23 protein-coding genes are annotated in these 25,117 nt (G+C 65.9%); 8 read left to right on the top strand and 15 right to left on the bottom strand.

Annotation, left to right across the window (positions count from 1 at the left end):
• Positions 1-103: 103 nt before the first annotated feature.
• The 6 genes from astB to RTQ83_RS15895 form a co-directional block, all read right to left on the bottom strand.
• On the bottom strand, positions 104-1,441 hold the full coding sequence (astB, locus tag RTQ83_RS15920) for an N-succinylarginine dihydrolase (RefSeq protein WP_312516634.1): 1,338 nt from the start codon (positions 1,439-1,441) through the stop codon (positions 104-106).
• Positions 1,442-1,443: 2 nt separating this feature from the next.
• A complete protein-coding gene (gene astD, locus RTQ83_RS15915) occupies positions 1,444-2,940 on the bottom strand; it encodes a succinylglutamate-semialdehyde dehydrogenase (RefSeq protein ID WP_312516563.1) in 1,497 nt (498 codons plus the stop codon).
• Positions 2,933-3,988: an arginine N-succinyltransferase gene (astA, locus tag RTQ83_RS15910; RefSeq protein WP_312516561.1), complete on the bottom strand. Its 1,056-nt coding sequence runs from the start codon at positions 3,986-3,988 to the stop codon at positions 2,933-2,935. The genes astD and astA overlap by 8 nt, the downstream gene beginning before the upstream one ends.
• Positions 3,979-5,040 (bottom strand): arginine N-succinyltransferase, encoded by a 1,062-nt coding sequence (locus RTQ83_RS15905; protein WP_312516559.1) that lies wholly within the window; start codon positions 5,038-5,040, stop codon positions 3,979-3,981. Before RTQ83_RS15905 ends, astA begins: the two co-directional genes overlap by 10 nt.
• A gap of 69 nt (positions 5,041-5,109) precedes the next feature.
• The gene (astC, locus tag RTQ83_RS15900; protein WP_312516557.1) at positions 5,110-6,351 is read right to left on the bottom strand and encodes an acetylornithine/succinylornithine family transaminase; all 1,242 of its coding nucleotides are present in this window, start codon (positions 6,349-6,351) and stop codon (positions 5,110-5,112) included.
• 323 nt (positions 6,352-6,674) lie between these two features.
• The gene (locus tag RTQ83_RS15895; RefSeq protein ID WP_312516555.1) at positions 6,675-7,616 is read right to left on the bottom strand and encodes a helix-turn-helix domain-containing protein; all 942 of its coding nucleotides are present in this window, start codon (positions 7,614-7,616) and stop codon (positions 6,675-6,677) included.
• 182 nt (positions 7,617-7,798) lie between these two features.
• Here RTQ83_RS15895 and RTQ83_RS15890 point away from each other — a divergent pair, with 182 nt between their 5' ends.
• The 5 genes from RTQ83_RS15890 (at position 7,799) to RTQ83_RS15870 (ending at position 12,406) form a co-directional block, all read left to right on the top strand.
• A complete protein-coding gene (locus RTQ83_RS15890) occupies positions 7,799-8,275 on the top strand; it encodes a MarR family transcriptional regulator (RefSeq protein WP_312516553.1) in 477 nt (158 codons plus the stop codon).
• Between the two features lie 10 nt (positions 8,276-8,285).
• The gene (locus tag RTQ83_RS15885) at positions 8,286-8,567 is read left to right on the top strand and encodes a hypothetical protein (protein ID WP_312516551.1); all 282 of its coding nucleotides are present in this window, start codon (positions 8,286-8,288) and stop codon (positions 8,565-8,567) included.
• 89 nt (positions 8,568-8,656) lie between these two features.
• A complete protein-coding gene (locus RTQ83_RS15880) occupies positions 8,657-9,490 on the top strand; it encodes an HDOD domain-containing protein (protein WP_312516549.1) in 834 nt (277 codons plus the stop codon).
• A 278-nt stretch (positions 9,491-9,768) separates the two neighbouring features.
• Positions 9,769-10,566: a 3-oxoacyl-ACP reductase FabG gene (fabG, locus tag RTQ83_RS15875; RefSeq protein WP_312516547.1), complete on the top strand. Its 798-nt coding sequence runs from the start codon at positions 9,769-9,771 to the stop codon at positions 10,564-10,566.
• Positions 10,559-12,406, top strand: a complete 1,848-nt coding sequence (locus RTQ83_RS15870) for a glycoside hydrolase family 15 protein (RefSeq protein ID WP_312516545.1) — start codon at positions 10,559-10,561, stop codon at positions 12,404-12,406. Before fabG ends, RTQ83_RS15870 begins: the two co-directional genes overlap by 8 nt.
• Before the next feature lie 428 nt (positions 12,407-12,834).
• Here RTQ83_RS15870 and secF read toward each other — a convergent pair whose 3' ends face one another.
• The 5 genes from secF to queA all read right to left on the bottom strand — a co-directional run bounded on the left by secF (position 12,835) and on the right by queA (position 18,628).
• Entirely contained in the window at positions 12,835-13,857 is a 1,023-nt protein-coding gene (gene secF / locus RTQ83_RS15865) for a protein translocase subunit SecF (RefSeq protein ID WP_312516543.1), read from the bottom strand.
• Between the two features lie 28 nt (positions 13,858-13,885).
• Positions 13,886-15,766: a protein translocase subunit SecD gene (gene secD / locus RTQ83_RS15860; RefSeq protein ID WP_312516540.1), complete on the bottom strand. Its 1,881-nt coding sequence runs from the start codon at positions 15,764-15,766 to the stop codon at positions 13,886-13,888.
• Positions 15,767-15,818: 52 nt separating this feature from the next.
• Complete coding sequence (yajC, locus tag RTQ83_RS15855) at positions 15,819-16,151, bottom strand: preprotein translocase subunit YajC (protein ID WP_312516538.1); 333 nt, start codon at positions 16,149-16,151, stop codon at positions 15,819-15,821.
• Between the two features lie 294 nt (positions 16,152-16,445).
• A complete protein-coding gene (gene tgt, locus RTQ83_RS15850) occupies positions 16,446-17,585 on the bottom strand; it encodes a tRNA guanosine(34) transglycosylase Tgt (RefSeq protein ID WP_312516536.1) in 1,140 nt (379 codons plus the stop codon).
• 20 nt (positions 17,586-17,605) lie between these two features.
• Positions 17,606-18,628: a tRNA preQ1(34) S-adenosylmethionine ribosyltransferase-isomerase QueA gene (gene queA / locus RTQ83_RS15845; RefSeq protein WP_312516534.1), complete on the bottom strand. Its 1,023-nt coding sequence runs from the start codon at positions 18,626-18,628 to the stop codon at positions 17,606-17,608.
• 105 nt (positions 18,629-18,733) lie between these two features.
• On the opposite strand from queA, the gene recG reads away from it, so the two are divergent.
• The 3 genes from recG to RTQ83_RS15830 all read left to right on the top strand — a co-directional run bounded on the left by recG (position 18,734) and on the right by RTQ83_RS15830 (position 22,063).
• Entirely contained in the window at positions 18,734-20,794 is a 2,061-nt protein-coding gene (recG, locus tag RTQ83_RS15840) for an ATP-dependent DNA helicase RecG (RefSeq protein WP_312516532.1), read from the top strand.
• Between the two features lie 4 nt (positions 20,795-20,798).
• Complete coding sequence (locus tag RTQ83_RS15835) at positions 20,799-21,200, top strand: hypothetical protein (RefSeq protein WP_312516530.1); 402 nt, start codon at positions 20,799-20,801, stop codon at positions 21,198-21,200.
• A gap of 116 nt (positions 21,201-21,316) precedes the next feature.
• Positions 21,317-22,063, top strand: coding sequence for a tetratricopeptide repeat protein (locus RTQ83_RS15830; protein WP_312516528.1), 747 nt, complete (start codon positions 21,317-21,319; stop codon positions 22,061-22,063).
• A 25-nt stretch (positions 22,064-22,088) separates the two neighbouring features.
• On the opposite strand, the gene RTQ83_RS15825 is transcribed toward RTQ83_RS15830, so the two are convergent.
• The 4 genes from RTQ83_RS15825 to RTQ83_RS15810 form a co-directional block, all read right to left on the bottom strand.
• The gene (locus RTQ83_RS15825; protein ID WP_312516526.1) at positions 22,089-22,799 is read right to left on the bottom strand and encodes a DJ-1/PfpI family protein; all 711 of its coding nucleotides are present in this window, start codon (positions 22,797-22,799) and stop codon (positions 22,089-22,091) included.
• 122 nt (positions 22,800-22,921) lie between these two features.
• Positions 22,922-23,293 (bottom strand): glyoxalase superfamily protein, encoded by a 372-nt coding sequence (locus RTQ83_RS15820; protein WP_312516524.1) that lies wholly within the window; start codon positions 23,291-23,293, stop codon positions 22,922-22,924.
• A gap of 13 nt (positions 23,294-23,306) precedes the next feature.
• The gene (locus tag RTQ83_RS15815) at positions 23,307-24,299 is read right to left on the bottom strand and encodes a Gfo/Idh/MocA family oxidoreductase (protein ID WP_312516522.1); all 993 of its coding nucleotides are present in this window, start codon (positions 24,297-24,299) and stop codon (positions 23,307-23,309) included.
• A 12-nt stretch (positions 24,300-24,311) separates the two neighbouring features.
• Positions 24,312-25,112 carry a DUF3025 domain-containing protein gene (locus tag RTQ83_RS15810; RefSeq protein ID WP_312516520.1) on the bottom strand — a complete coding sequence of 267 codons (801 nt, stop codon included), beginning with the start codon at positions 25,110-25,112 and terminating at the stop codon, positions 24,312-24,314.
• Positions 25,113-25,117 lie beyond the last annotated feature (5 nt).

Genomic DNA, 25,117 nt, shown 5'->3' with positions numbered 1-25,117 from the left:
CCTGGCGCGCCCGGGCTCGTGGCCTGGCGCTGCCCTGCTTTATGTGGGCGGGGGTGTCCCGCCCGGGTACTACAGCAAATGAACCAACAAAAACCAATCTACATCACAAATCGTACAGCCCCGGCAAGCCGAGGATGCGCGTCAATTCTTCCAGTGCGGCGGCGCATTCGATCGCCAGCTGCGGGTCCATCAGGTCTTTGGGCTCGATGCGGTCGCGGTAATGGCGCTCGACCCAGGCCACCAGCTGGGCATACAGGGTCTCGGTCATGATCACGCCCTGGTGCATGGCCGCGGCTTCAGCGTCGGTCAACACCACGCGCAGGCGCAGGCAGGCCGGCCCGCCGCCGTTGCGCATGCTCTGGCGCAGGTCGAACTCGACCAGCTCGTCGATCGGGCCGCCGCTCGCCACCAGGCCGGCCAGGTAGCGCGACACCGCCGCGTTCTCGCGGCATTCGTGCGGCACCACCAGCGCCATGCGGCCGTCCGGTTTGGACAGCAGCTGGCTGTTGAACAGGTAGCTGGCCACGGCGTCGGCCACCGGTACCTGGCCGCTCGCCACCCGCACCGCTTGCAGTTCGGCGCCGACGCCGCCCAGCGAACGGCGCAGCGCCTCAATGGTTTCGGCTTCGTCGAAGAAAGCCTGGTCGTGATAGAACAGCACGTTGCCGTTGCCGACCGAGATCACGTCGTTGTGGAACACGCCCTGGTCGATCACTTCCGGATTCTGGGCCGCGAACACGGTGCGCGCCGGATCCAGCCCGTGCAGGCGTGCCACCGCCTGCGACGCTTCCAGGGTCTGGCGCGCCGGGTATTTTTTCGGGCCCGGCGCCGCCGGATCGAACTCGACCCTGCCGTACACAAAGAACTCGACCCCGGCCGCGCCGTAGCTTTGTGCGAAGCGGGTGTGATTGGCGGCGCCCTCGTCGCTGAAGGCCGGCACCGGCGGCAGCGGATCGTGCACCACGAAGCGTTCGCTGTCGTGGAAGATCGCGCGCAACGTGCGCGTGGCCTGCACGTGCTCCTCGGAGCGGTGCAGCTTGTTGTTCAGGTTGGCGGCGGTGAAGTGCACGCGCCCGTCCTGCGAGTCGGCCGACGGGCTGACGGTGGCGGCGTTCGCGGTCCACATCGGCGCCGCCGAATAGGCACAGGCCAGGATCACCGGCGCTTCACGGTAAGCGCGCGCCAGTACGTCGGCGTCGCTGCCCGAAAAGCCGACCCGGCGCAGCAGGCGGAAGTTCGGACGGCCCTGCGGCGGCATCACCGCCTGGGCGAAGCCGCGCGCGGCCAGCTCGCGCATCTTGGCCAGACCCTGCAGCGCGGCCTGGCGCGGATTGGCGCTGCTCCTCACGTTGTTGAACGAGGCGACGTTGCCGAACGAAAGGCCGGCGTAGTTGTGCGACGGGCCGACCAGGCCGTCGAAGTTGAATTCGCGCGCGTTCAACATCATGCGGCTCCTTGCGGGAACGACAGGCCCGGCGACAGCTTGGCCGGCATGGCCAGTTCCGCGGTCTCGATCGAGGCCACCGGATAGGCGCAGTAGTCGGCCGCGTAATAGGCGCTGGGGCGGTGGTTGCCCGACTTGCCGACGCCGCCGAACGGCGCCGAGCTGGCCGCGCCGGTGGTCGGGCGGTTCCAGTTGACGATGCCGGCGCGGGCGCGCACGGCGAAGCGCTGCCACAGGCTTTCGTCGGGCGACAGCAGCGCCGCGGCCAGGCCGAATTCGGTGGCGTTGGCCACGCGCAGGGCGGCGTCGAAATCGTTGACGCGGATGACCTGCAGCAGAGGGCCGAACCATTCCTCGTCGGGGATGCCCTGCGCATCGGTGGTGTCGACGATGCCGGCGGTGACGAAGCCGGCGTTGGGGTCGAGCTGGCGCATCTGCAGCAGCACCTTGCCGCCCTTCTGTGCCATCTCGGCCTGCGCCTGCACCAGGCGCGCTGCCACGGCGCTCGAGACCACCGGGCCCATGAACGGCTGCGGCTCGGCGTTCGAAGCGCCGACCTGCAGGCCGGCCGCGACTTCGACCAGGCGTTTCAGGAAGGCCTGCCCTGCTTCGTTGTCCTGCACCACCAGCCGGCGCGCACAGGTGCAGCGCTGGCCGGCCGAGATAAAGGCCGACATCACGGTGTGGTGCACGGCGGCGTCGATATCAGTCACGTCCCAAACGACGAGCGGATTGTTGCCGCCCATTTCCAGCGCCAGCATCTTGCCCGGCTGGCCGCCGAACTGCTTGTGCAGCGCGGCGCCGGTCTGGCTGCTGCCGGTGAACAGCACGCCGTCGATCAGCGGATTCTGGCCGAGGGCGATGCCGGTGTCGCGTCCGCCGTTGACCAGATTCAGCACGCCCTTCGGCAGGCCGGCGCGTTCCCACAGCTGCACGGTCTTCACCGCGGTACGCGGCGCGTATTCGCTCGGCTTGAACAGCAGTGTGTTCCCGGCGATCAGGGCCGGCACGATGTGGCCGTTCGGCAGGTGGCCGGGGAAGTTGTACGGACCGTAGACGGCGAACACGCCGTGCGGACGGTGGCGCAGCACGGCGTTGCCGTCGGCGACCTTGTTCATGTTCTCGCCGGTACGCGCGCCGTAGGACTGGACCGAGATGTCGACCTTGGCCGCCATGGTGGTCACTTCGGTGCGCGCTTCCCACAGCGGTTTGCCGACTTCTTCGGCGATGGTGGCGGCCAGTTCCTCGGCGTTTTCTTTCAGCAGGTCGCGAAAACGCGTGCAGACCGCGATGCGCTCTTCCAGTGGCGCCAGCGCCCAGGCTTCGAAGGCGTCATGTGCGGCTTGCGCGGCGCGCGCCACGTCATCGGCATTCGATGCGTTGCTGGTCCAGGTCTGGCGTCCGGTCGATGGATCGACGGTGACCAGTTCCGGGCCGCTGCCGGCGAGCCATTCGCCGGCGATGTAGTTGGACAATGCGTTCGACAGATTAGCCATGGGCGCTTTTCCTTGTAATCAGAGTCAGGGTCCGCACGTCGTCGCCCGGCGCGCAGTGCAGCTGCTGCAGCTCCTGCGCGGTGAGCGCGACGCGGGTGGCGCCGGCCACGGCGCGGGTGAGGATCATCCTGAAGTCGTCGAGGCGGGTATTCGCGATCAGCACGTGTTCGGTCTCTTCATGCTCGATACCTTCTTCGGCCAGCACCGCTGTTGCCAGCACGCTGTCGCGCACCGCGCGCAGCTCGGACGCGCGGCCCTGCAGCACCGGACCGGCGTCGAAGATGTCGACGTAGCCTTCGTAGTGCATGCCTTCCTGCTCCAGCAGGCGGCGCGCCGGCTGGGTCGAGGTGTGCACCTGGCCGATAACGTCGATCGCCGCCTGCGGCAGGTAGTCGACGTACAGCGGCTGGCGCGGCATCAGCTCGGCGATGAAGGACTTCTTGCCGATCGCGGTCAGGCCGTCGACGTGGTTGAAATCCATCTTGAAGAAGTGGCGGCCCAGGCCTTCGTAGAACGGCGACGTGCCATCCTCGGCCTGGTAGCCGCGCATCTCGGCGATGATCTTTTCGGTGAACAGGTGCTGGAACTGGGCGATGAACAGGAAGCGGCTCTTGGACAGCCACTTGCCGTTGAAGCCGGCGCGGTACTGCGGCAGCAGGAACAGCGAGCACAGTTCGGTCGAGCCGGTGAGGTCGTTCGACAGGTACAGCGTCTCCATCCGCGTGAACACGTCCAGCTCGCGGCTGCAGTGCACCAGGGTGCCGATGCGGTAGTTGTAGAACGGCTCGGTCAGGCCGACCGCGCTCTTGATGGCGCACACGCCGGCGATGCTCGCATTTTCCCTACCTTGGGCGGTGTGCTCGAGCACGAACATGTAATCGCGCGCTTCGGGCGCGATGGTTTCGGCGAACGAGGCTTCGGACGTGGCCAGGCGCTGGCCCAGCATCTCGGGATCGGGTTTCAGCGTGGTCATGCCGCTGCCGGCCTGGCGCGCCATCTCGATCAGGGCGTCCAGGTCGGACAGTTTGGCGGCGCGGATTACAAGCATGCTGCATCTCCCTCGTTGGAACCGATGCGCAAGCACACCACCTCGTCGCCCGGCGTCACACCCAGCGCCTGCTGGGCTTCGCGCGGCAGGTGGACGTTCTGCGCGCATTCGAGTGGCGCACAGCGCACGGTGACGGCGCGGAACGACTGGGCGGTGCTGGCCACCGCATAGTCGACCAGCTCCTGGCCATCTTCAACAGGCGCGCCGCCATTGGCCACCTTCAGCCGCTGCGAACCGCAGAACGAGCGTAGCGCGTTCTTGTGCGCCTGCAGGATCGGGCCGCCGTCGAAGATGTCGATGTACTCGTCGGCCTCGAAGCCTTCTTGCGTGAGCAGGTCGAAGGCCAGCTGGCCGCTCGGATGGATCTGGCCCAGCGCGGCCTGGGCGTCGCCCGGCAGCAGCGGCACATACACCGGGTAGTGCGGCATCAGTTCGACGATCAGGGTACGGTTGCGCGCGCCCTCGATCAGGCGTTCGGCCTCAAGGAAGTCCATCTTGAAGAACTTGCGGCCCAGCGCATTCCAGAACGGCGACTGGCCTTCGTGATCCAGGCGGCCGGCCAGCGGCACGAAGAAGCGGTCGCCGAAGCGGTGCGGCGCCAGCATCGCGTACAGCAGGCGCGCGCGCGACAGCAGCGCGGCTTCGACGCCGGCGCGTTCGCGGTGGGTCAGGAAAAAGCCCGACAGCTGGGAGTAGGCGGTGAGTTCGGAGCACAGCGTCAGCGCGTGCACGCTGTGGCTGATGTTCAGGTCGCGCGAGACCTGCTGGATGACGTCGTTGCGGAAGGCGAAGTAGGTGCCGTTGGAACCGGCGGAAGCGTGGATGATGGCGGTGCCGACCACTTCTCGTCGTCGCAGGTCTTCCAGCACGAACAGGTAGGATTCTTCGCTCGGGATGTCGACCTTGGCCGCGAACGAGGCGATCGAGCGCTCGACCGCCGCGTGCACGCCTTCGCGCGTGCGCGGCAGCGTGTGCACGCCCGGCATCGATACCGCGGCCATGGCCTCGAGGGTGCCGATATCGGCGCGCTCCACCGGACGGACTACATACATGGGGACTCCCTGGATGCAGTCGCGCGCCCGGCGCCCGGATGGGCAGGCCGGACGCGCAACCGGGTTGGATCAGGCGTTGGCGAATTCCGCCACAGCGGCGCGCATCAGGCGGTCGGCTTCGGCGATCTGCTCGTCCGAGACGATCAGGGCCGGCGCCAGGCGCACCACGTCGGCGCCCGCGATCAAGAGCATCAGGCCGAGTTTTTCGCAGGCCTTGGTGAAGTCCTTGGCGCGGCCCTTGAAGCCGTCCGCCATCGGCAGGCCGATGAGCAAGCCCATGCCGCGCGCCTGGCCGAACACCTGCGGGTAGTCGAGCGTCAGCTGATTCAGGTTGGAGAAGATCTTGCTGCTGGCTTCCTTGACGCGTGCCAGGAAGGCCGGCTGGTTGATGGTCTCGACCACGGCCAGGCCGACGGTCGCCGCCAGCGGGTTGCCGCCGTAGGTGGTGCCGTGGGCGCCGACGTTGAAGTGCTGCGCGATCTCGGTGGTGGTCAGCATGGCGCCGATCGGGTAGCCGTTGCCGAGCGCCTTGGCCGAGGTCAGGATATCCGGCTGCACGCCCATCTGTTCGTAGGCATACAGGGTGCCGGTGCGGCCCACGCCCGACTGCACTTCGTCGAACACCAGCAGCGCGCCGGTCTGGTCGCACAGCTCGCGCAGCGCCTTCAGGTAGTCCGGATTGCCCGGGATGACACCGCCCTCGCCCTGGATCGGCTCGACGATCACGGCAGCCACGTCATCGGTGATGGCGGCGCGCGCGGCGTCGATGTCGTTGTAGGTGATGTGGTTCAGGCCCGGCGGCAGCGGCTCGAAGCCTTCGGTGTACTTCGGCTGGCCGCCGACCGACACCGTGAACAGGGTGCGGCCGTGGAACGACGACAGGCACGACACGATGCGCGACTTGTGCGGGCCGAACTTGGTGTGCGCATACTTGCGCGCCAGTTTCAGGGCCGCTTCATTGGCTTCGGCGCCCGAATTGCAGAAGAAGGCGCGTTCGGCGAAGGTGGCGTCGATCAGGGCCGAGGCCAGGCGCAGCACCGGCTCGTTGGTGTAGCCGTTGCCGAGGTGCCAGACGGTGTTGGCCTGCTCGGTGAGGGCTGCGACCAGCTTCGGGTTGGCGTGGCCCAGGCTCGAGACGGCGATGCCCGAGGTGAAATCGAGGTAATGCTTGCCCTGCTGGTCCCACACGTCGAGGCCGGAAGCTCGGACGGGGATCATCTCGGCCGGGGCGTAGGTCGGCACCAGGACCTCGTCGAAGGTCTGGCGAGTGACAGGCCGCGTGGTGACACCCGAATCAAGCTTTGCGTTCATGGCTTCTTCCTCATCGAAAAACAGTGTGAGCTACAGGATAAAGGAGAGCGGGCATGGGGCCCGCACGATGGGCCATTATAGGAACGCTTTCTGACAAGTTCTTTTAGAAGTGCGACGGGGTTTTTCATTTTTGGACGGCGGCGGCAGCGTAAACACAGCCTCACTATTTCACCGCTACCCTCAAGACCGTCATCCCCCGCGCAGGCGGGGACCCAAGTTTGCTCGCACACCCATTAGCGCATGCGTTCTCACTAAGCGCGGGAATTGGGTCCCCGCCTGCGCGGAGATGACGGCGTTGAGGTTTGTGGATAGAGCGTACGCTGCTATTGCGCCAGCTTGCGCTGTCGCTCTTCCCGCGGCGTATTCCCGAACAAGGCCCCGAACGCGGTCGAAAAATGCGAACCCGACGAGAAGCCGCACATCAGCCCCACCTGCACGATCGAGTGGTTGGTATCGAGCAGCAATTGCCGCGCGCGGCGTAGACGCAATTCCAGGTAGTAGCGCGACGGCAGGCTGCCCAGGTACTGCTTGAACAGGCGCTCCAGCTGGCGCCGTGAAATGCCGGCCAGCTGCGCGATGTCGTCGGTCGAGAGCGGCTCTTCGATGTTCGCTTCCATCAGCGCCACCGCCTCGGTCAGCTTCGGCTGCAGCATCCCGAAACGCGCCTGCAGCGCCACCCGCTGGCGCTCGTCCGGGCCGCGCACCCGGTCCACGCATAGAATCTCTTTCACCTGCGCCTGGGCGGTGGCGCCGAACAGCAGGTCGACCAGGGTCAGCGCGAAATCGACGCTGGCGGCGCCGCCGCAGCAGGTCAGGCGGTTGGCGTCGATCTCGTACAGGTGCGGGCTGAGCAGCGCCTGCTCGGCCTGGGCATTCACGTCCGGATACAGCGCCCACGGCAGCGCCGCACGCGCGCCCTGCAGGGCGCCGGCGTCGGCCAGCCACAGCACGCCGGCGCCGACTCCGCCCCAGAACGGCGCGGCGCGGCAGCGCTCGATCAGGGCGCGGCTGTTGGCGGGACGCAGGCCGGCTTCGGATTCGTCGGCCGCCAGCAGCACCAGGTGCCAGTGGCGGCCGGGGTCGCCGGTGAACTTGTCGGGACTGCGCACGTCGACGTGCAGCCGCTCCGGGCCCAGCACCTTGGCCGCCAGGCGCAGCGGCTGGTACAGGCCGGACCAGGTCAGCGTGTCCGGCTCGCCGGCGTTGACCAGCACGATGCGCAGCGGCCGTTCCTGAGCCAGGACGGCGAGGTCAGCTGCGTGCATCGGTGGTGCTCAGGAACATGGCAGGCGAAGCGGGCCGGCGGCCCGCGCAATAAGTGGTCCGTCATCATACCGGAGAACAACCTGCGGCAGTCCGGGATGCTTTACGCATATCCCGGACGGTTGGGTGCGCCGCTTGCGAGGCTGGCAACGCGCCACGCGACAGGCGGCTATAATCCACGCCCATGGGAGAACGATATCTAAAAAGCGTGCGGTTGCTGGCCGAGTGCATGCAGGGCTTCGAGCGCGTCTCCGGCAATGCGGTGCGCAACAACGGCCTGACCCATGCGCAATTCGATATCATCGCCACGCTCGGCAATACCACCGGCATGAGCTACAAGGAACTGGGCGAACGCACCCTGATCACCAAGGGCACCCTGACCGGCGTCATCGAGCGCCTGGAACAGAAAGGCCTGGTGCTGCGCGAGCGCAGCACCGACGACAAGCGTTCGTTCTTCGTGCGCCTGACGCCTGCGGGCGATGCGGTATTCCGCGACGTGTTCCCGAAAGTAATTGCACGGGGAAAAGAACTGTTCACTGCCTACAGCGACGCCGACTTCGAAACGCTCGAAGCCGCGCTGGCCCTGCTGCGTGCGCGCATCGCCAGCCATGACGGCCAAGACGGCGCCGGTACCGACCAAGCTCCATTACCATCCACCTGAAGGAACCATCTTGAAAACATCCCTGATCGACGGCCTGAAGCCGGCCCACTTCGACAAGCACATCACGGGCAATATCCTGCTCGACGTCGCCCCGCTCGACGAAGTCAAACAGGAACCGATGCTGATCGGCGTGCGCAACGAAGACGGCGAAATCTATCGCCTGATCGGTGCCGCCAAGCTCAACAGCTTCATGAACGCGGTGGAAGAACTGGCCGACCTGGGCCTGGTCGACGAACTGGAAGAGCTGGAAGAACAGAAGGAAGGCTGCGACGCCATCTTCGCCGAAGTGTAAAGACGCGATTCAGCCACACCCGCGCTTGCTTAATGCCCTACAGCAATATTTTTAGCGGTCGAATGTTGTGTTGAAGGTATAATTTTTCCATGGACCAACTCTCCGCTCTCGACACCGTCGCTGCCGAAGCCGGCCGCGGCGAGCTTGCCTTCCCGACCAGCGTGCACGCCACGCTCACGCTGCAGCGTGCCCTGGGCCAACCCGATTGCCACATCGACGCCGCCGCGCGCCTGGTCCAGGCCGAGCCGCTGCTGGCCGCGCGCACGGTCGCGATCGCCAACTCGGTGGCTTATAACCGCACCGGCAACGACGTCACCAATGTGCGCGCCGCCGTCCAGCGCGTCGGTTTCCGTACCCTGGGCGCGCTGGCGGCGGCGGTCGCCGTGCGCCAGCTGGCCAGCGAGATCCGCGATCCCGGCCTGCGCCAGAAGGCCGACGCGCTGTGGGCGCACTCGGCCCACGTGGCGGCGCTGGCACAGGTGATCGCGCGCCGCGTGTCCTTCGTCGATCCCGAGACCGCGCTGTTCGCCGGCATCGTGCACGAAGTGGGCGGCTTTTATTTGCTGTCGCGCGCCGAGTCGATGCCGGGCCTGCTGGACGATAATCTGGACGCCTGGCTCGACCATGGCGAAGCGGCGATCGGGCGCGGCGTGCTGCACAAGCTGGGCGTGCCGGGTCCGGTGATGGATGCGATCGAAGCCATGTGGAAGGGCATGCGCGCGCTGCCGCCGGAAACGCTGGGCGACACCTTGCTGCTGGCCAACGACCTGGCGCCGTTCCCGTCGCCGCTGTTCACGCCGCCGGGCGCGACCACCCAGAATGCCGCCGCGACGATCGACTTCGTGATCGGCGAAGGTACCCTGAAGCAGGTGCTGGAAGAATCGGGCGAGGAAGTGAAAAGCCTGAGCTCGGCGCTGATGTAAGCGCATCTCGCATAAAAAAAAATGCCCGCTCAGCGAGCGGGCAAAGTCCAAAACTAGGGATGTCCTGAAAGAGACAGGTCCATCTTACGAGCCGCACCGCACGCACTCGGTGCGCTGCTTCACACTAACATCCATTCTCCGGTCCAATTTCTCGCTTTCGGTGCCAGTGGCTGCCTGCCCGCCTGCCGTGCCGTTCGCATCCGGCTTTCATGTTAACGTCGTTCCATATTCCGTCCGCGCTGCCAGCTGGCGCGGCGCTAGCCATGGAAAGGAAGAACATGCATCTGAACCTGAACGGACGTGTGGCCCTGGTCACCGGAGGCGACTCCGGCATCGGGCGCGCCGTCTGCATCGCCTTTGCCCGCGCCGGTGCGCGGGTGGTGGTCAACTACAACAGCAACCAGGAGCAGGCCGACGAGGTCGTGCAAGCCATCCATGACGCCGGCGGCCAGGCGCGCGCGGTGCAGGGCAATACCGCCGAGGAAGACGACGTCGCGCGCCTGTTCCAGGAAACCGACGACGCCTTCGGCGGCATCGACATCCTGGTCGCCAACGCCGGCATCCAGAAGGACGCGCCGATCGCCGAGATGAGCCTGGCCGACTGGCAGAAGGTAATCGACGTCAACCTGACCGGCCAGTTCCTGTGCGCGCGCGAAGCGATCCGGCGCTTCCGCAAGCAGGGCAACCGCGGCCAGATGCGCGCCAACGGCGTCATCCTGTGCATGAGCTCGGTCCACGAGATCATCCCCTGGGCCGGCCACGCCAACTACGCCGCCTCGAAAGGCGGCATCGCCATGCTGATGCGCACCCTGGCGCAGGAAGTGGCGGGCGACCGGATCCGCGTCAATGGCATCGCGCCGGGCGCGATCCGCACCCCGATCAATGAAGACGCCACCGAGGGCGAGGCCGGTAAGAAACTGCTGGAACTGATTCCCTACGGCCGCATCGGCGACACCGACGACGTGGCGGCGCTGGCGCTGTTCATGGCCTCGGACCAGGCCGATTACATGACCGGCGCCTCGGTGCTGCTCGACGGCGGCATGTCGCTGTATCCGGGGTTCGAAGACAATGGCTGAACATTCCCCTACCGCGACACCCGCCGTCACCCCGCCGCGTCCGCTGCGCACCATCGCCGACCACGGCGTGATCGGCAACCTAGCCACCATGGCGCTGGTGGCCAATGACGGCGCGATCGATTTCCTGTGCTGGCCCGACTTCGACAGCCCGAGCGTTTTCGCCGCCCTGCTCGACCCCGAACAGGGTGGCCACTTCACGCTCGCGCCCGAGATCGAGAATGCGCGCGTGGTGCAGACCTACGTGCCGGACACCAACGTCTTGCTCACCCACTGGATGGGCGACGAGGTCGGCGCCGAGATCACCGACCTGATGAGCGGTCCGGAAGAGCTCGGCCATGGCGCGCCGCGCCTGCTGCGCCGGGTGCGCGTACTGCGCGGCAGCGTGCGCTTCGCCCTCGATTGCCAGCCGCGCCTGGACTATGCGCGCAAGCAGCCGCAGGTGGAGGTGGGCGACGGCCAGGTGGTGTTCTCGGCCCCGGGCGCGCCGCGCCTGCGCCTGAGCGCGCCGGTCGAGTTCAGCGCCCACGAGGGCGGCGCACGCGCCTCCTTCGAGCTGCACGCGGGCCAGGTACTCGACGTAATACTCGACGAGGACGGCGACGACTTGCCCGACCAGCAGGGACGGGACGAACTGGTCGAGGACATCATCGCGCGCTGGCAGCGCTGGGCCGCACGCTCCACCTATAAGGGCCGCTGGCGCGGCGCGGTGACGCGCTCGGCACTGGTGCTCAAGATGATGACCTCGTACCGCCACGGCTCGATCGTGGCCGCCGCCACCTTCGGCCTGCCCGAAGTGCCGGGCGGCTCGCGCAACTGGGACTACCGCGCCACCTGGATCCGCGACGCCTCGTTCACGGTGTACGCCCTGATCCGGCTCGGCTACACCGACGAAGCCAAGGCCTTCACCCGCTGGGCCTCCGACCTGGCCGGCTGCGGCGCCCCGGACGACGGCCACCTGCGCATCATGTATTCCCTCGACGGCAGCCCGGCCATGCAGGAGACCGATCTCGAGCACATGGCCGGCTATGCCGGCTCGCAGCCGGTACGGATCGGCAACGCCGCTTCCAGCCAGCTGCAGCTGGACATCTTCGGCGCCCTGCTCGACTCGATCTACCTGAATAACAAATACGGCGAAGCGATTTCGCACGCCGACTGGGTGGGGGTATGCCGCGTGGTCGACTTCGTGTGCGAGAACTGGCAGCGCCCCGATGCCGGCATCTGGGAAGGGCGCGAAGAACCGAAGGAACATCTGCATTCGCGCCTGATGTGCTGGGTGGCAGTGGACCGCGCGATCCGGCTCGCCGGCAAGCGTTCGCTGGCGGCGCCGTTCGACCGCTGGATCGCGGCCCGCAATGCGATCTCGACCGATATCTGGGACAACTTCTGGGACGAGGAAGCCGGCCACTTCGTGCGCAGCAAGGGTTCGCGCGAGCTGGACGGCGCGATGCTGATGATGCCACTGGTGCGCTTCGTCGGTTCCACCGATCCGGCCTGGCTCAGGACGCTGGATGCGATCGGCGCCGAACTCAGCGACGACGCGCTGGTGATGCGCTACGACCGCGACGATGGACTGGACGGGCGCGAAGGCGCGTTCGCGGCCTGCTCGTTCTGGTACGTGGAGTGCCTGGCACGCGCCGGACGCATCGAGCAGGCGCGCACCCATATGGAAAAGCTGCTGGCCTACGGCAACCACCTGGGGCTGTATGCGGAAGAGTTCACCAGCAAGGCTGAATTGCTGGGCAACTTCCCACAGGCGTTTACTCATCTGGCGCTGATCAGCGCCGCGACCTATCTCGACGGCGCCATCGAGGGCGACCGCAACCATCCGTGGCGGATGTGAACAGCCGGGCCGGTGATCCGGCCTGCGCCCCGTTCGTGCAAATATCGGGGCAAAAAAAAACCCGCTTCGTTGCCGAAGCGGGCTGAAGTCCAAAACTAGGGATGTCCTGAAAGAGACAGGTCCATCTTAGGCCTGGTGTGACAGGCGCTCCGTGCGCCATTTCACAATGTCGCTACTTTTTTGTGTGACGCCTGATTTGCCTCAATGAGCAAAAAAACGGGCAAAAAAAACCCGCTCCGTTAAGGGGAGCGGGCTGAAGTCCAAAACTAGGGATGTCCTGAAAGAGACGAGTCCACTATAGGGCCACTCTGCCCGGCACTCTGTACGTTGCCACACACAATCCGGGCAACTTCTCCAAAACATCGTTTTCAAATAAAAATGCCGCCACGGCAGAGCCGGGCGGCATTTTCGAGGCAAACCGCAGTGTCTTACACCACGGCGCCGTCGGTCTCGTCCTTTTCCTTGACCGGCTTGATCAGGTCTTCGCGCTTGACGCCCAGCCACATCGCCATCGCCGCCGCCACGAACACCGACGAATAGATGCCGAAGCAGATGCCGATGGTCAGCGCGATCGCGAAGTAGTGCAGCGCGTAGCCGCCGAAGAACAGCATCGACAGCACCATCATCTGGGTCGAGCCGTGGGTGATGATGGTCCGCGAGATGGTGCTGGTGATCGCGTGGTCGATGACTTGCGGCACCGTCATCTTGCGCTGCTTGCGGAACATTTCACGGATACGGTCGAAGATGACCACCGATTCGTTGACCGAGTAGCCCAGCACAGCCAGGATTGCCGCCAGCACCGTCAGCGAGAATTCCCACTGGAAGAAGGCGAAGAAGCCCAGGATGATGACCACGTCGTGCAGGTTGGCGACGATCGCCGCCACCGCGAATTTCCACTCGAAGCGGATCGCCAGGTAGATCACCACGCCGACCACCACCATGATCAGCGCGTTCAGGCCGTTCTGGGCCAGCTCGTCGCCGACCGACGGGCCGACGAATTCAACCCGTTGCAGGCTCAGCAGTTCTTTGTCGCCGGCGGCGACGCAGCTGCTGCGGTTCACCACTTCGCCCTTGGCGGTGGTGATCTGGGTGACCTTCGGCGTGCCGCTTTCCGACGCGCAGATGGCGTTGAACACGGCGCCGGAGGCGCTGGCCGCCGGCGTACCTTCCACGATCGGCAGGCGCAGCATGATGTCCTGGGCGGTGCCGAAGCTGGCCACTTCAGGGTGCGAGTAGCCCATGCCGCGCAGCGTGGTGCGGATCTTTTCCTGGTCCGCCGGATGCGGGTAGTGCAGTTCCATCACGGTGCCGCCGGTGAATTCCACCGACAGGTTCAATCCCTTGTGGAACAGGAAGAACACCGCAGCGACGAACGTCAGCACCGAGATCACGTTGAGGATCAACGCGTGGCGCATGAACGGGATATCCCGTTTAATCTTGAAAAATTCCATGTCTTCAGTCCGATCTTGTATTCGCTGATTACTGCTGAGGCTTGTTAGGCGACATGCCCGGCTGCCAGACCGTACCGATCGAGATCTTGGTCAGTTTTTTCTTGCGGCCGTACCACAGGTTGGCGAAGCCACGGGCCACGAAGACCGCCGAGAACATCGAAGTCAGGATGCCCAGGCAGTGCACCACGGCGAAGCCGCGCACCGGACCGGAACCGAAGATCAGCAGCGCCAGGCCGACGATCAGGGTGGTCACGTTGGAGTCGACGATGGTGTCCCAGGCGTGCTTGAAGCCGGCCGAGATCGCTGCCTGCGGCGCGGCGCCGGCGCGCAATTCTTCACGAATACGCTCGTTGACCAGCACGTTGGAGTCGATCGCGATACCGAGGGCCAGCGCGATTGCCGCGATACCCGGCAGGGTCAGGGTGATCTGCAGCAGCGACAGCAGGGCCAGCAGGAACAGCACGTTGGCCGCCAGCGCCAGCGCCGAGAACACGCCGAACAGGTGGTAGTAGATGATCATGAAGACCGCGATCGCCACGAAGCCCCACACGGTCGAGTGGATGCCGCGCGAGATGTTCTCGGCGCCCAGCTGCGGGCCGATCACGCGTTCTTCAACGAATTCCATCGGCGCCGACAGCGCGCCCGAGCGCAGCAGCAGCGCCAGTTCGTTGGCGTCCTGCGAGGTGCCCATATTGGTGATCTGGAAGGTCGAACCGAATTCGCCCTGGATCACCGGCGCCGACAGGACGCTGTACTTGCCCTTCTCTTTGAGCAGGATCGCCATGCGCTTGCCGATGTTTTCCCGGGTAGTCAGGCGCATGCGGCGGCCGCCGTCGCCGTTCAGGTCGAGCGACACGGCCGGCTGCTGGTTCGAGTCGAAGCTGGCGACCGCGCTCGAGATGTAGTCACCGGTCAGGACGATGTCTTTCGAGACCACGATCGGGGCGCCGCGGCCTTCGGTGAACAGTTCCGAGTTCAGCGGGATGGCGGCCGACAGTTCGGTGCCCGGGGTCACGCTGTTGTCGACCATGCGCAGTTCGAGCGTCGCGGTGCGGCCGATGATGTCCTTGGCGCGCGCCACGTCCTGCACGCCCGGCAGCTGGACCACGATGCGGTCGGCGCCCTGCTGCTGGATGATCGGCTCGGTGGTGCCCAATTCATTGATACGCTTGGACAGGGTGACGATGTTCTGCTTCACGCCGTCTTCGACGGTGCGCTTGAGCGCCTCCGGCTTGAGGGTGATGACCAGCTTCTGGTCGGCGCCGTCGGCAGCGTCGGCGAAGGCCAGCTCTTGCGATTGCGCGGCCAGCACGTTGCGCGCGGCAGTGCGGGTGGCGGCGTCGCGGAAGCGCACTTCGATGGTGTCGCCCACGCGTTCGATGCCGGCATGGCGCACGTCTTTTTCGCGCAGGTTGCTGCGCACGGCCGCCTGCAGGGCCTTGATCTTGTTCTCGAACACCTCCTTGGTGTTGACCTGCAGCAGGAAGTGCACGCCACCGCGCAAGTCCAGGCCCAGGCTCATCGGCGCGGCGCCGATCTTCTGCATCCAGGCCGGGGTATTGGTCACCAGGTTGACGGTGACGATGTAATCGGGATTGGTCGGGTCGCGGTTCAGTTCGCGCTCGAGGGCGGTCTTGGCCCTGAACTGCTCTTCGGTACCGGCGAAGCGGGCGCTCACGGACGTATTGTGGCCGCTGCCTTGCAAGCTGACGCCGGTGGACGGAACGCCGGCACGCTTGAGCGCATCCTCGACCAGGGTGGTGGTGGCACTGGTGACGTTGACAGTCGACCGACCAGAGGTTACCTGCAACGCCGGCGTTTCGCCGAAGTAGTTAGGCACCGTGTACAACGCGCCGATCAGGAGCGCGAAGACGATCAGTAGGTATTTCCAGACGGGATAGCGATTCATAGTGTTCCGGCGTTCGGGTTAGGCGGTGCGGCGCAGGCGCCGCACGGCTGGCTTACAGGGCTTTCAGCGTGCCTTTCGGCAGCAGGGTGGTCACCGCGTTCTTTTGCACGGTGATTTCGGTACCGGCTGCGATTTCCAGGGTGACGTAGCTGTCAGTCACTTTCGACACACGGCCGACGATGCCACCGGCGGTGACGACTTCGTCGCCCTTGGTCAGTGCGTCCATCATCGCTTTCAGTTCGCGCTGGCGTTTCTGCTGCGGGCGGATCATGAGGAAGTACATGACCACGAACATCAGGATCAGCGGCAGGAAAGTAGTCAGGCTGCCCATCAGGCCAGGATCGGCTGCAGCGGCAGTTTGCGCGTACGCATTGGAAATGAACACAAGAACTCCGATTGTGAAGTTAAAAAAAGAAGCGGTGTATTCTAGCATCGGCAAGTCGCCGCAAGCCAAATCTGGACCCAGGTTTGTCTTGCTAATTGGAATTACAAGACTTGGCGAACATTTCATGCCGGGCGCGTAAAGACGGCATCGGCGTGGGATTGGCGGTGAGCGAGTACCAACCCATCGCGCACCGTGGTCCAGAAAGCACTATCCCCGCAGGAGCGGGGATAGCGGATCGATCGATCAAGCACCTGGCCGGCGTGTCGTCATGCCAGCTCAGCAGTATGTAGGCACTTACACCCCGCGCGCGCGGTCGGCATTGAACTTGATGCGGAATTCGTTGAACCCATCCACATCGATCGCATCGCGCATCTCCTGCATCAGCTTCAGGTAGTAATGCAGGTTGTGGATCGTGTTCAGGCGCGCACCCAGGATCTCGTTCGAGCGGTGCAGGTGGTGCAGGTAGGCGCGCGAGAAGTTCTTGCAGCAGTAGCAGTCGCAGCTCTCGTCCAGCGGCGCCTGGTCTTCCTTGTAGCGTGCGTTCTTGATCTTGACGTCGCCGAAGCGGGTGAACAGCCAGCCGTTGCGCGCGTTCCGGGTCGGCATCACGCAGTCGAACATGTCGACGCCGTTCGCCACGCCATCGACCAGGTCTTCCGGCGTGCCGACGCCCATCAGGTAGTGCGGCTTGTTCTCGGGCAGGCGCGGGCCGACGTGGGCCAGGATGCGCTTCATGTCCTCTTTCGGCTCGCCCACCGACAGGCCGCCGATCGCCAGGCCCGGGAAATTGATGTCTTCCAGGCCGGCCAGCGACTCGTCACGCAGGTGCTCGTACATGCCGCCCTGGACGATGCCGAACAGCGCGTTCGGGTTTTCGCCGCCCTTGAACTCGTTCATCGAGCGCTGGGCCCAGCGCAGCGACATGCGCATCGACTTGGCCGCTTCTTCGGCGGTGGCCGGACGGCCGTCGATCTCGTACGGGGTGCATTCGTCGAACTGCATCACGATGTCCGAGTTCAGCGCGCGCTGGATCTGCATCGAGATTTCGGGCGACAGGAACTGGCGCGAACCGTCGATCGGCGACGCGAACTTGACGCCCTCCTCGGTGATCTTGCGCATCGCGCCCAGCGAAAACACCTGGAAGCCGCCCGAGTCGGTCAGGATCGGCTTGTCCCAGCCCATGAACTTGTGCAGGCCGCCGAACTTGTTCATCACGTCCACGCCGGGACGCAGCCACAGGTGGAAGGTGTTGCCCAGGATGATCTGCGAGCCGACTTCCTTCAGTTCGACCGGGTCCATCGCCTTGACCGAGCCGTAGGTCCCGACCGGCATGAAGATCGGGGTTTCGATGGTGCCGTGATTCAGTTTGAGGCGGCCGCGGCGCGCGTGCGACAGGCCGCTGGTATCTTTTTTAAGGAGGGTAAATTCGAGCATCGTGTTCTTTAGCGTGAGGTTCAGCGTGACTGCGTGGTCAACAGCATGGCGTCGCCATAGCTGAAGAAGCGGTATTCGTTGGCGATCGCGTGCGCGTACGCCTTGCGGATCGGCGCATAGCCGGCGAAGGCCGACACCAGCATCAAGAGCGTCGACTTGGGCAGGTGGAAGTTGGTCACCAGGCGGCTCACCGTCTTGAAGGTGTAGCCCGGCGTGATGAAGAGGGCCGTGTCGGCGCTGCCGGCCACCAGTTCGCCCGACTGCGACGCCGATTCCAGCGCGCGCAAGCTGGTAGTGCCGACGGCGACCACGTCGCGCCCGGCCGCTTTCGCCGCGCGCACCGCATCCACCGTCTCTTGCGCGATGGTGTACCACTCGGTGTGCATGTTGTGTTCGGACAGGTCTTCGACCCGCACCGGCTGGAAGGTGCCGGCGCCGACGTGCAGCGTCACATAAGCGAAGTTGACGCCCTTGGCGGCCAGCTTGTCCAGCAGCGGCTGGTCGAAGTGCAGGCCGGCGGTCGGCGCGGCGACCGCGCCCGGCTCTTTCGAGTACACGGTCTGGTAGCGCTGCTCGTCGAATTCGTCGGCCGTGTGCTCGATGTACGGCGGCAGCGGCAGGCGGCCGTGGGCCTCGATCAGCTCGAACACGTCGCCGTCGAAATGCAGCGTGAAGAATTCGCCGGCGCGCTCGCCGGTGGTGACGTCGAAAGCGTCGGCCAGGCGGATGCGGTTGCCGGGCTTGGGCGACTTGGAAGCGCGCACCTGGGCCAGCACGGTGCGGTTGTCGAGCACGCGCTCGACCAGCACCTCGACCTGGCCGCCGGTCTCCTTGACGCCGAAGAAGCGCGCCTTGAGCACGCGCGTGTTGTTCATCACCAGCAGGTCGCCGGCTTGCAGCTGGTCGACGATGTCGGCGAAATGGCGGTCGGTGATCCGGTCACCGTCGAGTTGCAGGAGGCGTGAAGCGCTGCGGTCGGGCAGCGGCAGTTGCGCGATGCGCTCGGGCGGCAGCTCGAAGTCGAAATCGGAAAGCGAGTACATGATTCTCAATTCTTAGCAAAGAAGCGCTGCCAGCTTTACAATACAGGCTCCAGCGCATACGGCGAACCCTCTATTTTACGTCAGCAAGCGCCTTTTTGCCGCGATATGCCCGCCTCCAAGACCACAAACCCACCCAAAACCCTCGAAAGCAAGCTCGCCCGCATCGGACTGCGCAGCGACATGGACCTGGTATTGCACCTGCCGATGCGCTACGAGGACGAGACGCGTATCGTCACCATTCGCGAAGCCTGCATGCGCGGCGGCCAGACCTGGCAGGTCGAAGGCGTCGTGGTCAAGAACGAGATCAGCTACAAGCCACGGCGTCAGTTATTGGTGACGATCCAGGACGACTCCGGCGACCTGCTGCTGCGCTTCATGAATTTCTACGGCAGCCAGACCAAGCAGATGGCGGAAGGCGTGCGCATCCGCGCGCGCGGCGACCTCAAGCACGGCTTCTTCGGCGCCGAGATGGTCCATCCGACCTATAAGGTGGTCAACGAAGGTGCGCCCCTGCCCTCTTCGCTCACGCCCGTGTACCCGGCTGGCGAAGGCCTGTCGCAAACGATTTTGCGCCGTGCGATCGCCGACGCCATGAAACGCATCGACTGGACCGATACGGTGCCGCCCGCGATCCGCAAGCGCCTGGAACTGATCGACTTCGAGCCGGCGGTGAAGCTGCTGCACTATCCGCCGGCCGACGTCGACGAATACGCGCTGAGCGAGAAGTCGCATCCGGCCTGGGAGCGCATGAAGTTCGACGAACTGCTGGCGCAGCAGCTGTCCCTGAAACGGGCGCAGCGCGCACGCCGCGAAAAAGGTGCGCCGCATCTGCGCGCGGTCGGCGCCTTGTCCGAAGCATTCCTGGCGGCGCTGCCGTTCAAGCTCACCGGCGCCCAGGGCCGCGTGGTGGAAGAGATCCGCGCCGACCTGCGCGAGGGTTATCCGATGCAGCGCCTGCTGCAGGGCGACGTCGGCAGCGGCAAGACCGTGGTTTCGGCGCTGGCCGCGGCGCAGGCGATCGACAGCGGCTACCAGGCCGCGCTGATGGCACCGACCGAGATCCTGGCCGAGCAGCACTTCAGGAAGATCGCGGCCTGGATGGAGCCGCTCGGCGTGAAGGTCGCCTGGCTCACGGGCAGTCTGAAGAAAAAGGAAAAGACCGCGTCGAATGAACTGATCGAGTCAGGTGAAGCGCATCTGGTGATCGGCACCCACGCGCTGATCCAGGACACGGTGCAGTTCGCGAAACTGGGCCTGGTGATCGTCGACGAACAGCACCGCTTCGGCGTCGGCCAGCGCCTCACGCTGCGCAACAAGGGCAGCGACGGCCTGGTGCCGCACCAGCTGATGATGTCAGCCACGCCGATCCCGCGCACGCTGGCGATGACGTATTACGCCGACCTCGAAGTGTCGGTGATCGACGAGCTGCCGCCGGGGCGTAGCCCGATCGTCACGCGCGCCATCGACCAGATGCGGCGCGACGAAGTGATCGAGCGCGTCTACGCGGCGGCGCTGGAAGGACGCCAGGTGTACTGGGTCTGCCCGCTGATCGAGGAATCCGAAGCGCTGCAGCTGCAGACCGCGACCGAGACTTATGAAACGCTGGCCGAATCGCTGCCCGATCTGCAGGTGGGCCTGGTGCACGGCCGCATGAAGCCGGCCGAGAAACAGGAAGTGATGGATGCCTTTACGGCGGGCCAGGTGCACGTGCTGGTGGCCACCACCGTGATCGAGGTCGGGGTCGACGTGCCGAACGCCTCGCTGATGGTGATCGAACACGCTGAGCGCTTCGGTTTGTCGCAGCTGCACCAGCTGCGTGGACGCGTCGGTCGCGGCTCGGCGGCCTCGGTGTGCCTGCTGCTGTACCAGTCGCCGCTGGGGCAAGTCGCCAAGCAGCGCCTGATGACGATGCGCGAAACCACCGACGGCTTCGAGATCGCGCGGCGCGACCTGGAGATCCGCGGCCCCGGCGAATTCCTCGGCGCGCGCCAATCGGGCCAGGCGATGCTGCGCTTCGCCGACCTGGAAACCGACCAGTGGCTGGTCGACCGCGCGCGCGACGTAGCCCAGTACCTGCTGGAGGGCGAGACGCCGGAGCGGATGGCAGTGGTCGAAGCGCACCTGGCGCGCTGGCTGGGCGGGCGCGAGGAATTCCTGAAGGTTTGACGACATGACGACTGACCACAAGCCGGACCTCGATGAACTGACCTTGCTTGCCGCCGCCTCGGCGCAGGTCACGCAGGCGTGCGACTGCGGCATCGACACGTATCGCGAATGGACGCGCGTGCCGACCGCGTTCCCGCAGGTGCAGATGCGCGCGGTCGGCACGCTGGCCGGCGATCCGTATGCCGAGCCGACCTACGCCGAATACCATCCGGCCGGCACCCACTACTGGTCGCCCGAGGCGCCGGTCGCCCTGCAGCACTTCCCGTACAACCGCTGTCAGGTCCAGCAATGCAGCGTGTGCCGCCGCTGCTGCCTGACTTATGTGGAAGCCGGCGGCTACTACGTCGAGCCGCGCATCCGCGCGCTCGCGGGCCAGACGATCGTGGACGTGGCGGCACCCGACTAGATAAGCCGCGTCAGTGACAATTCAATAGAAATCCCGCCCCCGATTGACGGTATCGTTGCGGCCAATGCGGCCTTCATAGCCGGTCGCCTCCCGACAACAACGAACCTCGCACGGCCATGCCCTTCATCGGACTCGGACTTCACTTCTTCATCGCCCTCCTCTTCGCCATCCACGCCCTGCGCACCGGCCGCCAGATGTACTGGCTGCTGATCCTGTTCTCGTTCCCGCTCCTGGGCAGCCTGGTGTACTTCGTGGTCGAATACCTGCCCTCGTCGCGCCTCGAGCGCCGCGGCCGCATCGCCGCGCGCGCGATCCAGAAGAACCTCGACCCTGGCCGCGACGTGCGCGATGCCCAGCGCGAATTCGACCTGCCCCCCACCGCCCACAACCAGATGCGCCTGGCCGGCGCCCTGCTGGCGGCAGGCCAGACGGCGCAGGCGGTGGAGCAGTACGAGGCCTGCCTGCGCGGCCCGTTCGCGGGCGACGCGGAAGTGATCCTGGGCGCGGCGCGCGCGCATGTGGCCAATGGCCAGCCGGCGAATGCGATCGGGTTGCTGGAGCCGCTCCAGGAGAAGCAGCCGGGATTCCGTCCCGATGACGTCGGCCTGGTGCTGGCCGGCGCGTACGCGGCAGTCGGCCGCCAGGACCAGGCCGGTGCGAAGTACGAATCGGTGGTGGAGCGCTTCGGCGGCATCGAGGCGCGGGCCGAACTGGCGCTGTGGGCGCTCGCCAACGGCCAGGACGCGCTGGCGCAACGCGAGCTGAAGGAAATCGAACACGCGCGGCGCCACATGACGGCGCACACGCGCAGCCTGCATCAGGCGCTGTTCAAGCGTCTGGATGCAGCGGTACAAAGACCATAAACGCGCCGCACTTAGTCGGCTTTGGTCAACCCGGCGCCGTCGAGGCTCTCTGTCCATCTGCCCTTGCAACACGATCGAGCGTCGCCGTCACCCGCTGCAAGCGCTCGCCTTGCAACGCGCGCAGGCGCGCCGCGATCTCAGGCCCGGCATTTTGCGGCGAACCGGCGTCGAACGGCGGCTGCGGATCGTATTCCAGCGCCAGCTGGATGGTGCGCGCCGCTTGCTCGCCCGCCAGTTCGGCCGCCAGCGCGAAACCGAAGTCGATCCCCGCCGTGACGCCGCCGCCCGAGATCCGGTTGCGGTCGCGTACGATGCGCTCGGCCACCGGCTCGGCGCCGAAACGCGCCAGCAAGGGCAGCCACATCCAGTGACAGGCCGAGCGATAGCCGCGCAGCAGCCCGGCCACGCCCAGCACCAGCGAGCCGTTGCAGACCGAGGTCACGTAGCGCGCGTGCTCCGCCTGGCGGCGCAGGAAGCCGAGCGTCTCGTCATCCTCGAACAGCGCTTCGACACCGAAGCCGCCCGGCACGCACAGCACGTCGAGCTGCGGGCAATCGGCGAAGGTAGTGGTCGGGTTGATGCTGAAGCCGACGTCGGTCGGTACCGCGTCCAATGTCTTCCACACCAGGTGGGTCCTGGCGCCGGGCACGCGGCTGAGCACCTGGGCCGGACCGGTGAGGTCGAGCTGGGTCACGTTCGGAAACAGCAGGAATCCAATGTGCAGGGTGGTGTCCATCGTCGCCTCTCGGGTGGGGATGACGTCATTCTAGGAAGGGCCGTCGTTGGCGGCAATGCCATCCTGCCGTCACATCCTGCCATGACTCGTCTGCCAGGCGGTGTCGGCCCAGGACCGGTTATTCAGGCAGCTGCATCCGCTTGCGTGAAAGTCAACCGGTTCCCGAATGGATCCTTCACGCTCACCTCGCGCGATCCCCACGGTGTGTCGTCGATCCCCGGCCGCGCGTAGCCATACTGCTTGCCGGCCAGCTCAGCGTGCAGAGCGTCGATGTCGTCGACGTCGATGCGCAGCGCAGCGCCGGGACAGCAGTCGCCGTGGTGTTCGCTCAGGTGCAGCACGCAAGCGCCGCGCGACACCTGCAGATACAAAGGGAGACCCGGCTCGAAACGATGTTCCCAGTCGACCATGAAGCCGAGAAAGCCGAGGTAGAACTCCCTGGTTTTGGCTTCGTCGAAGATGCGCAGGATCGGTGTCACGGTTCCCAGCTTCATGGCCTGCTCCTTGTTAACGTGGGCGGTCTGCCTCGTACGTCAAACCGATCTGGCGCCGGATCTCGTCCATCACGCCCATCAGCGCCAGCGTTTCCCCGACCGGCATGGCCGGGCTTTCCAGCAGCCCTTCGCGCCAGCAGCGCTGGGCTTCGACGATTTCGTGCACGTAGCCGTTGCCCAGGTACGGCGTCTCGATCGTGCGCTCGCTGCCGTCGGCGAGCTTGACGGTGACCGAGGTGGCGCGGTGGAACATGGTGTTCATGCGCACCTGTCCCAGTTCGCCCGCCACGGTCAGCTCGGCTGGCGAGCGCGCCAGGAACGAGCAGCTGCACACCGACATGCCGCCGCCCGCGTGCTTGAGCGTGAAGCCGGTCTGCACGTCGACCCCGGTCGGGCCCATCACGGCCTGGGCCCGGATCTCGGACACGGGGCCGAGCAGGCCGGCCGCCACCGACAGCGGATAGATGCCCAGGTCAAGCAGCGCGCCGCCGCCCAGTTCCGGGTTGAACACGCGGTGCTCGGGTCCGAAGGCGGCAGCAAAGCCGAAATCGGCCACGATCTGGCGCGCGGTGCCGATTTCGCCGGAGGCCAGGATGCGCTTGACCTCGAGGTAGGCCGGCAGGTAGCGCGTCCACATCGCCTCCATCAGGAACAGGCGCTTGGAACGCGCCAGCGTCGCCACCTGCTCGGCTTCGCGCAGGTTCATGGTGAACGGCTTCTCGCACAGCACGCCCTTGCCGGCGCGTAGCGCCATCAGGGCATTCTCGGCATGCTGCGGGTGCGGCGTGCCGACGTACACCAGGTCGACATCGTTCGCCTGCACCAGCGCTTCGTACGAACCGTAGCTGGCGCCGGCGCCGAATTCGGCGCCGAAGGCCTCGGCCTTGTCCTGGCTGCGCGACGCCACGCCGGCCAGCACCGCGCCCGGCACCTCCTTGAGCGCATTGGCGAAGGCGCGGGCGATCTTGCCCGTGCCGATGATCCCCCAGCGTACCGCTTCAGCCATCCATTTCTCCCATCAAGCCGTCCGCTTGGGACGGAATACAGTCGTATCCAGATAAAACGCTTCGTCCTGCCCCGGCCACCAGCCCGGCACGCCCAGCACCTGCAGCGGCGTGACATCGGCCGCATGCAAGCCGTCGCGCGCCAGCGTGTCCGCCACGCTGCGATCGAGCCAGGCGCGGCGCGCATCGTGTTCCAGTGCGAAGTAATCGTCGCCCGCGAACAGCACGCGCACGTGCGCGGTGATCGCCTTGCGCGGCGCCACCAGCTTTTCCATCAGCGCGTGGCCGAACAGCCAGACCTCGGCATCGGCGCCGAACATGGCGCGCTTCTCGTACAGCGCTGATAACCAGCGGTGCGCACGCAGGTCGTCCACCAGGGCGCGCCCGGCATCGCTGCCCCGCACCACCAGCAGCGCGCCATTCTCGTCGAGGATGGTGGCGGCATCGCGCGCCGGTCCGCGCGACTTGCCGACGCCGTCGAGCGCAATCTGCGCCGCCTGCAGCGCGTTCAGCGCGCGCTTGACCAGCGGGTAGCTTTGCCAGACCAGGGCGTTGAAGAAGTCATGCAGATTATCGCGGGTCGGGACGTTTCCAGTCGCACTGATGAAGGCCTCGTAGGCCATCCCTTCCGGCAGCGCGTCCTGCGGCACGAAACGCAGCGGCGCACCCAGATGGTTGCGCAGGTCGAGCTGCGCCGCCGCCCTGTTGAAGGCCTCGATAAAATCGTCTTCGGAGGGGGCGGCGCGCTCGAAGGCCGGGCGCACCGCGTCGTACCACAGCTGCGCCCAGTCGATGTACGGCAAAGGATTGGGCAACTGCG

It is taken from the genome of Massilia sp. (assembly GCF_031995545.1).
Taxonomy (GTDB): Bacteria; Pseudomonadota; Gammaproteobacteria; order Burkholderiales; family Burkholderiaceae_D; genus Telluria.
This window is presented reverse-complemented; position numbering and strand designations above follow the sequence as displayed.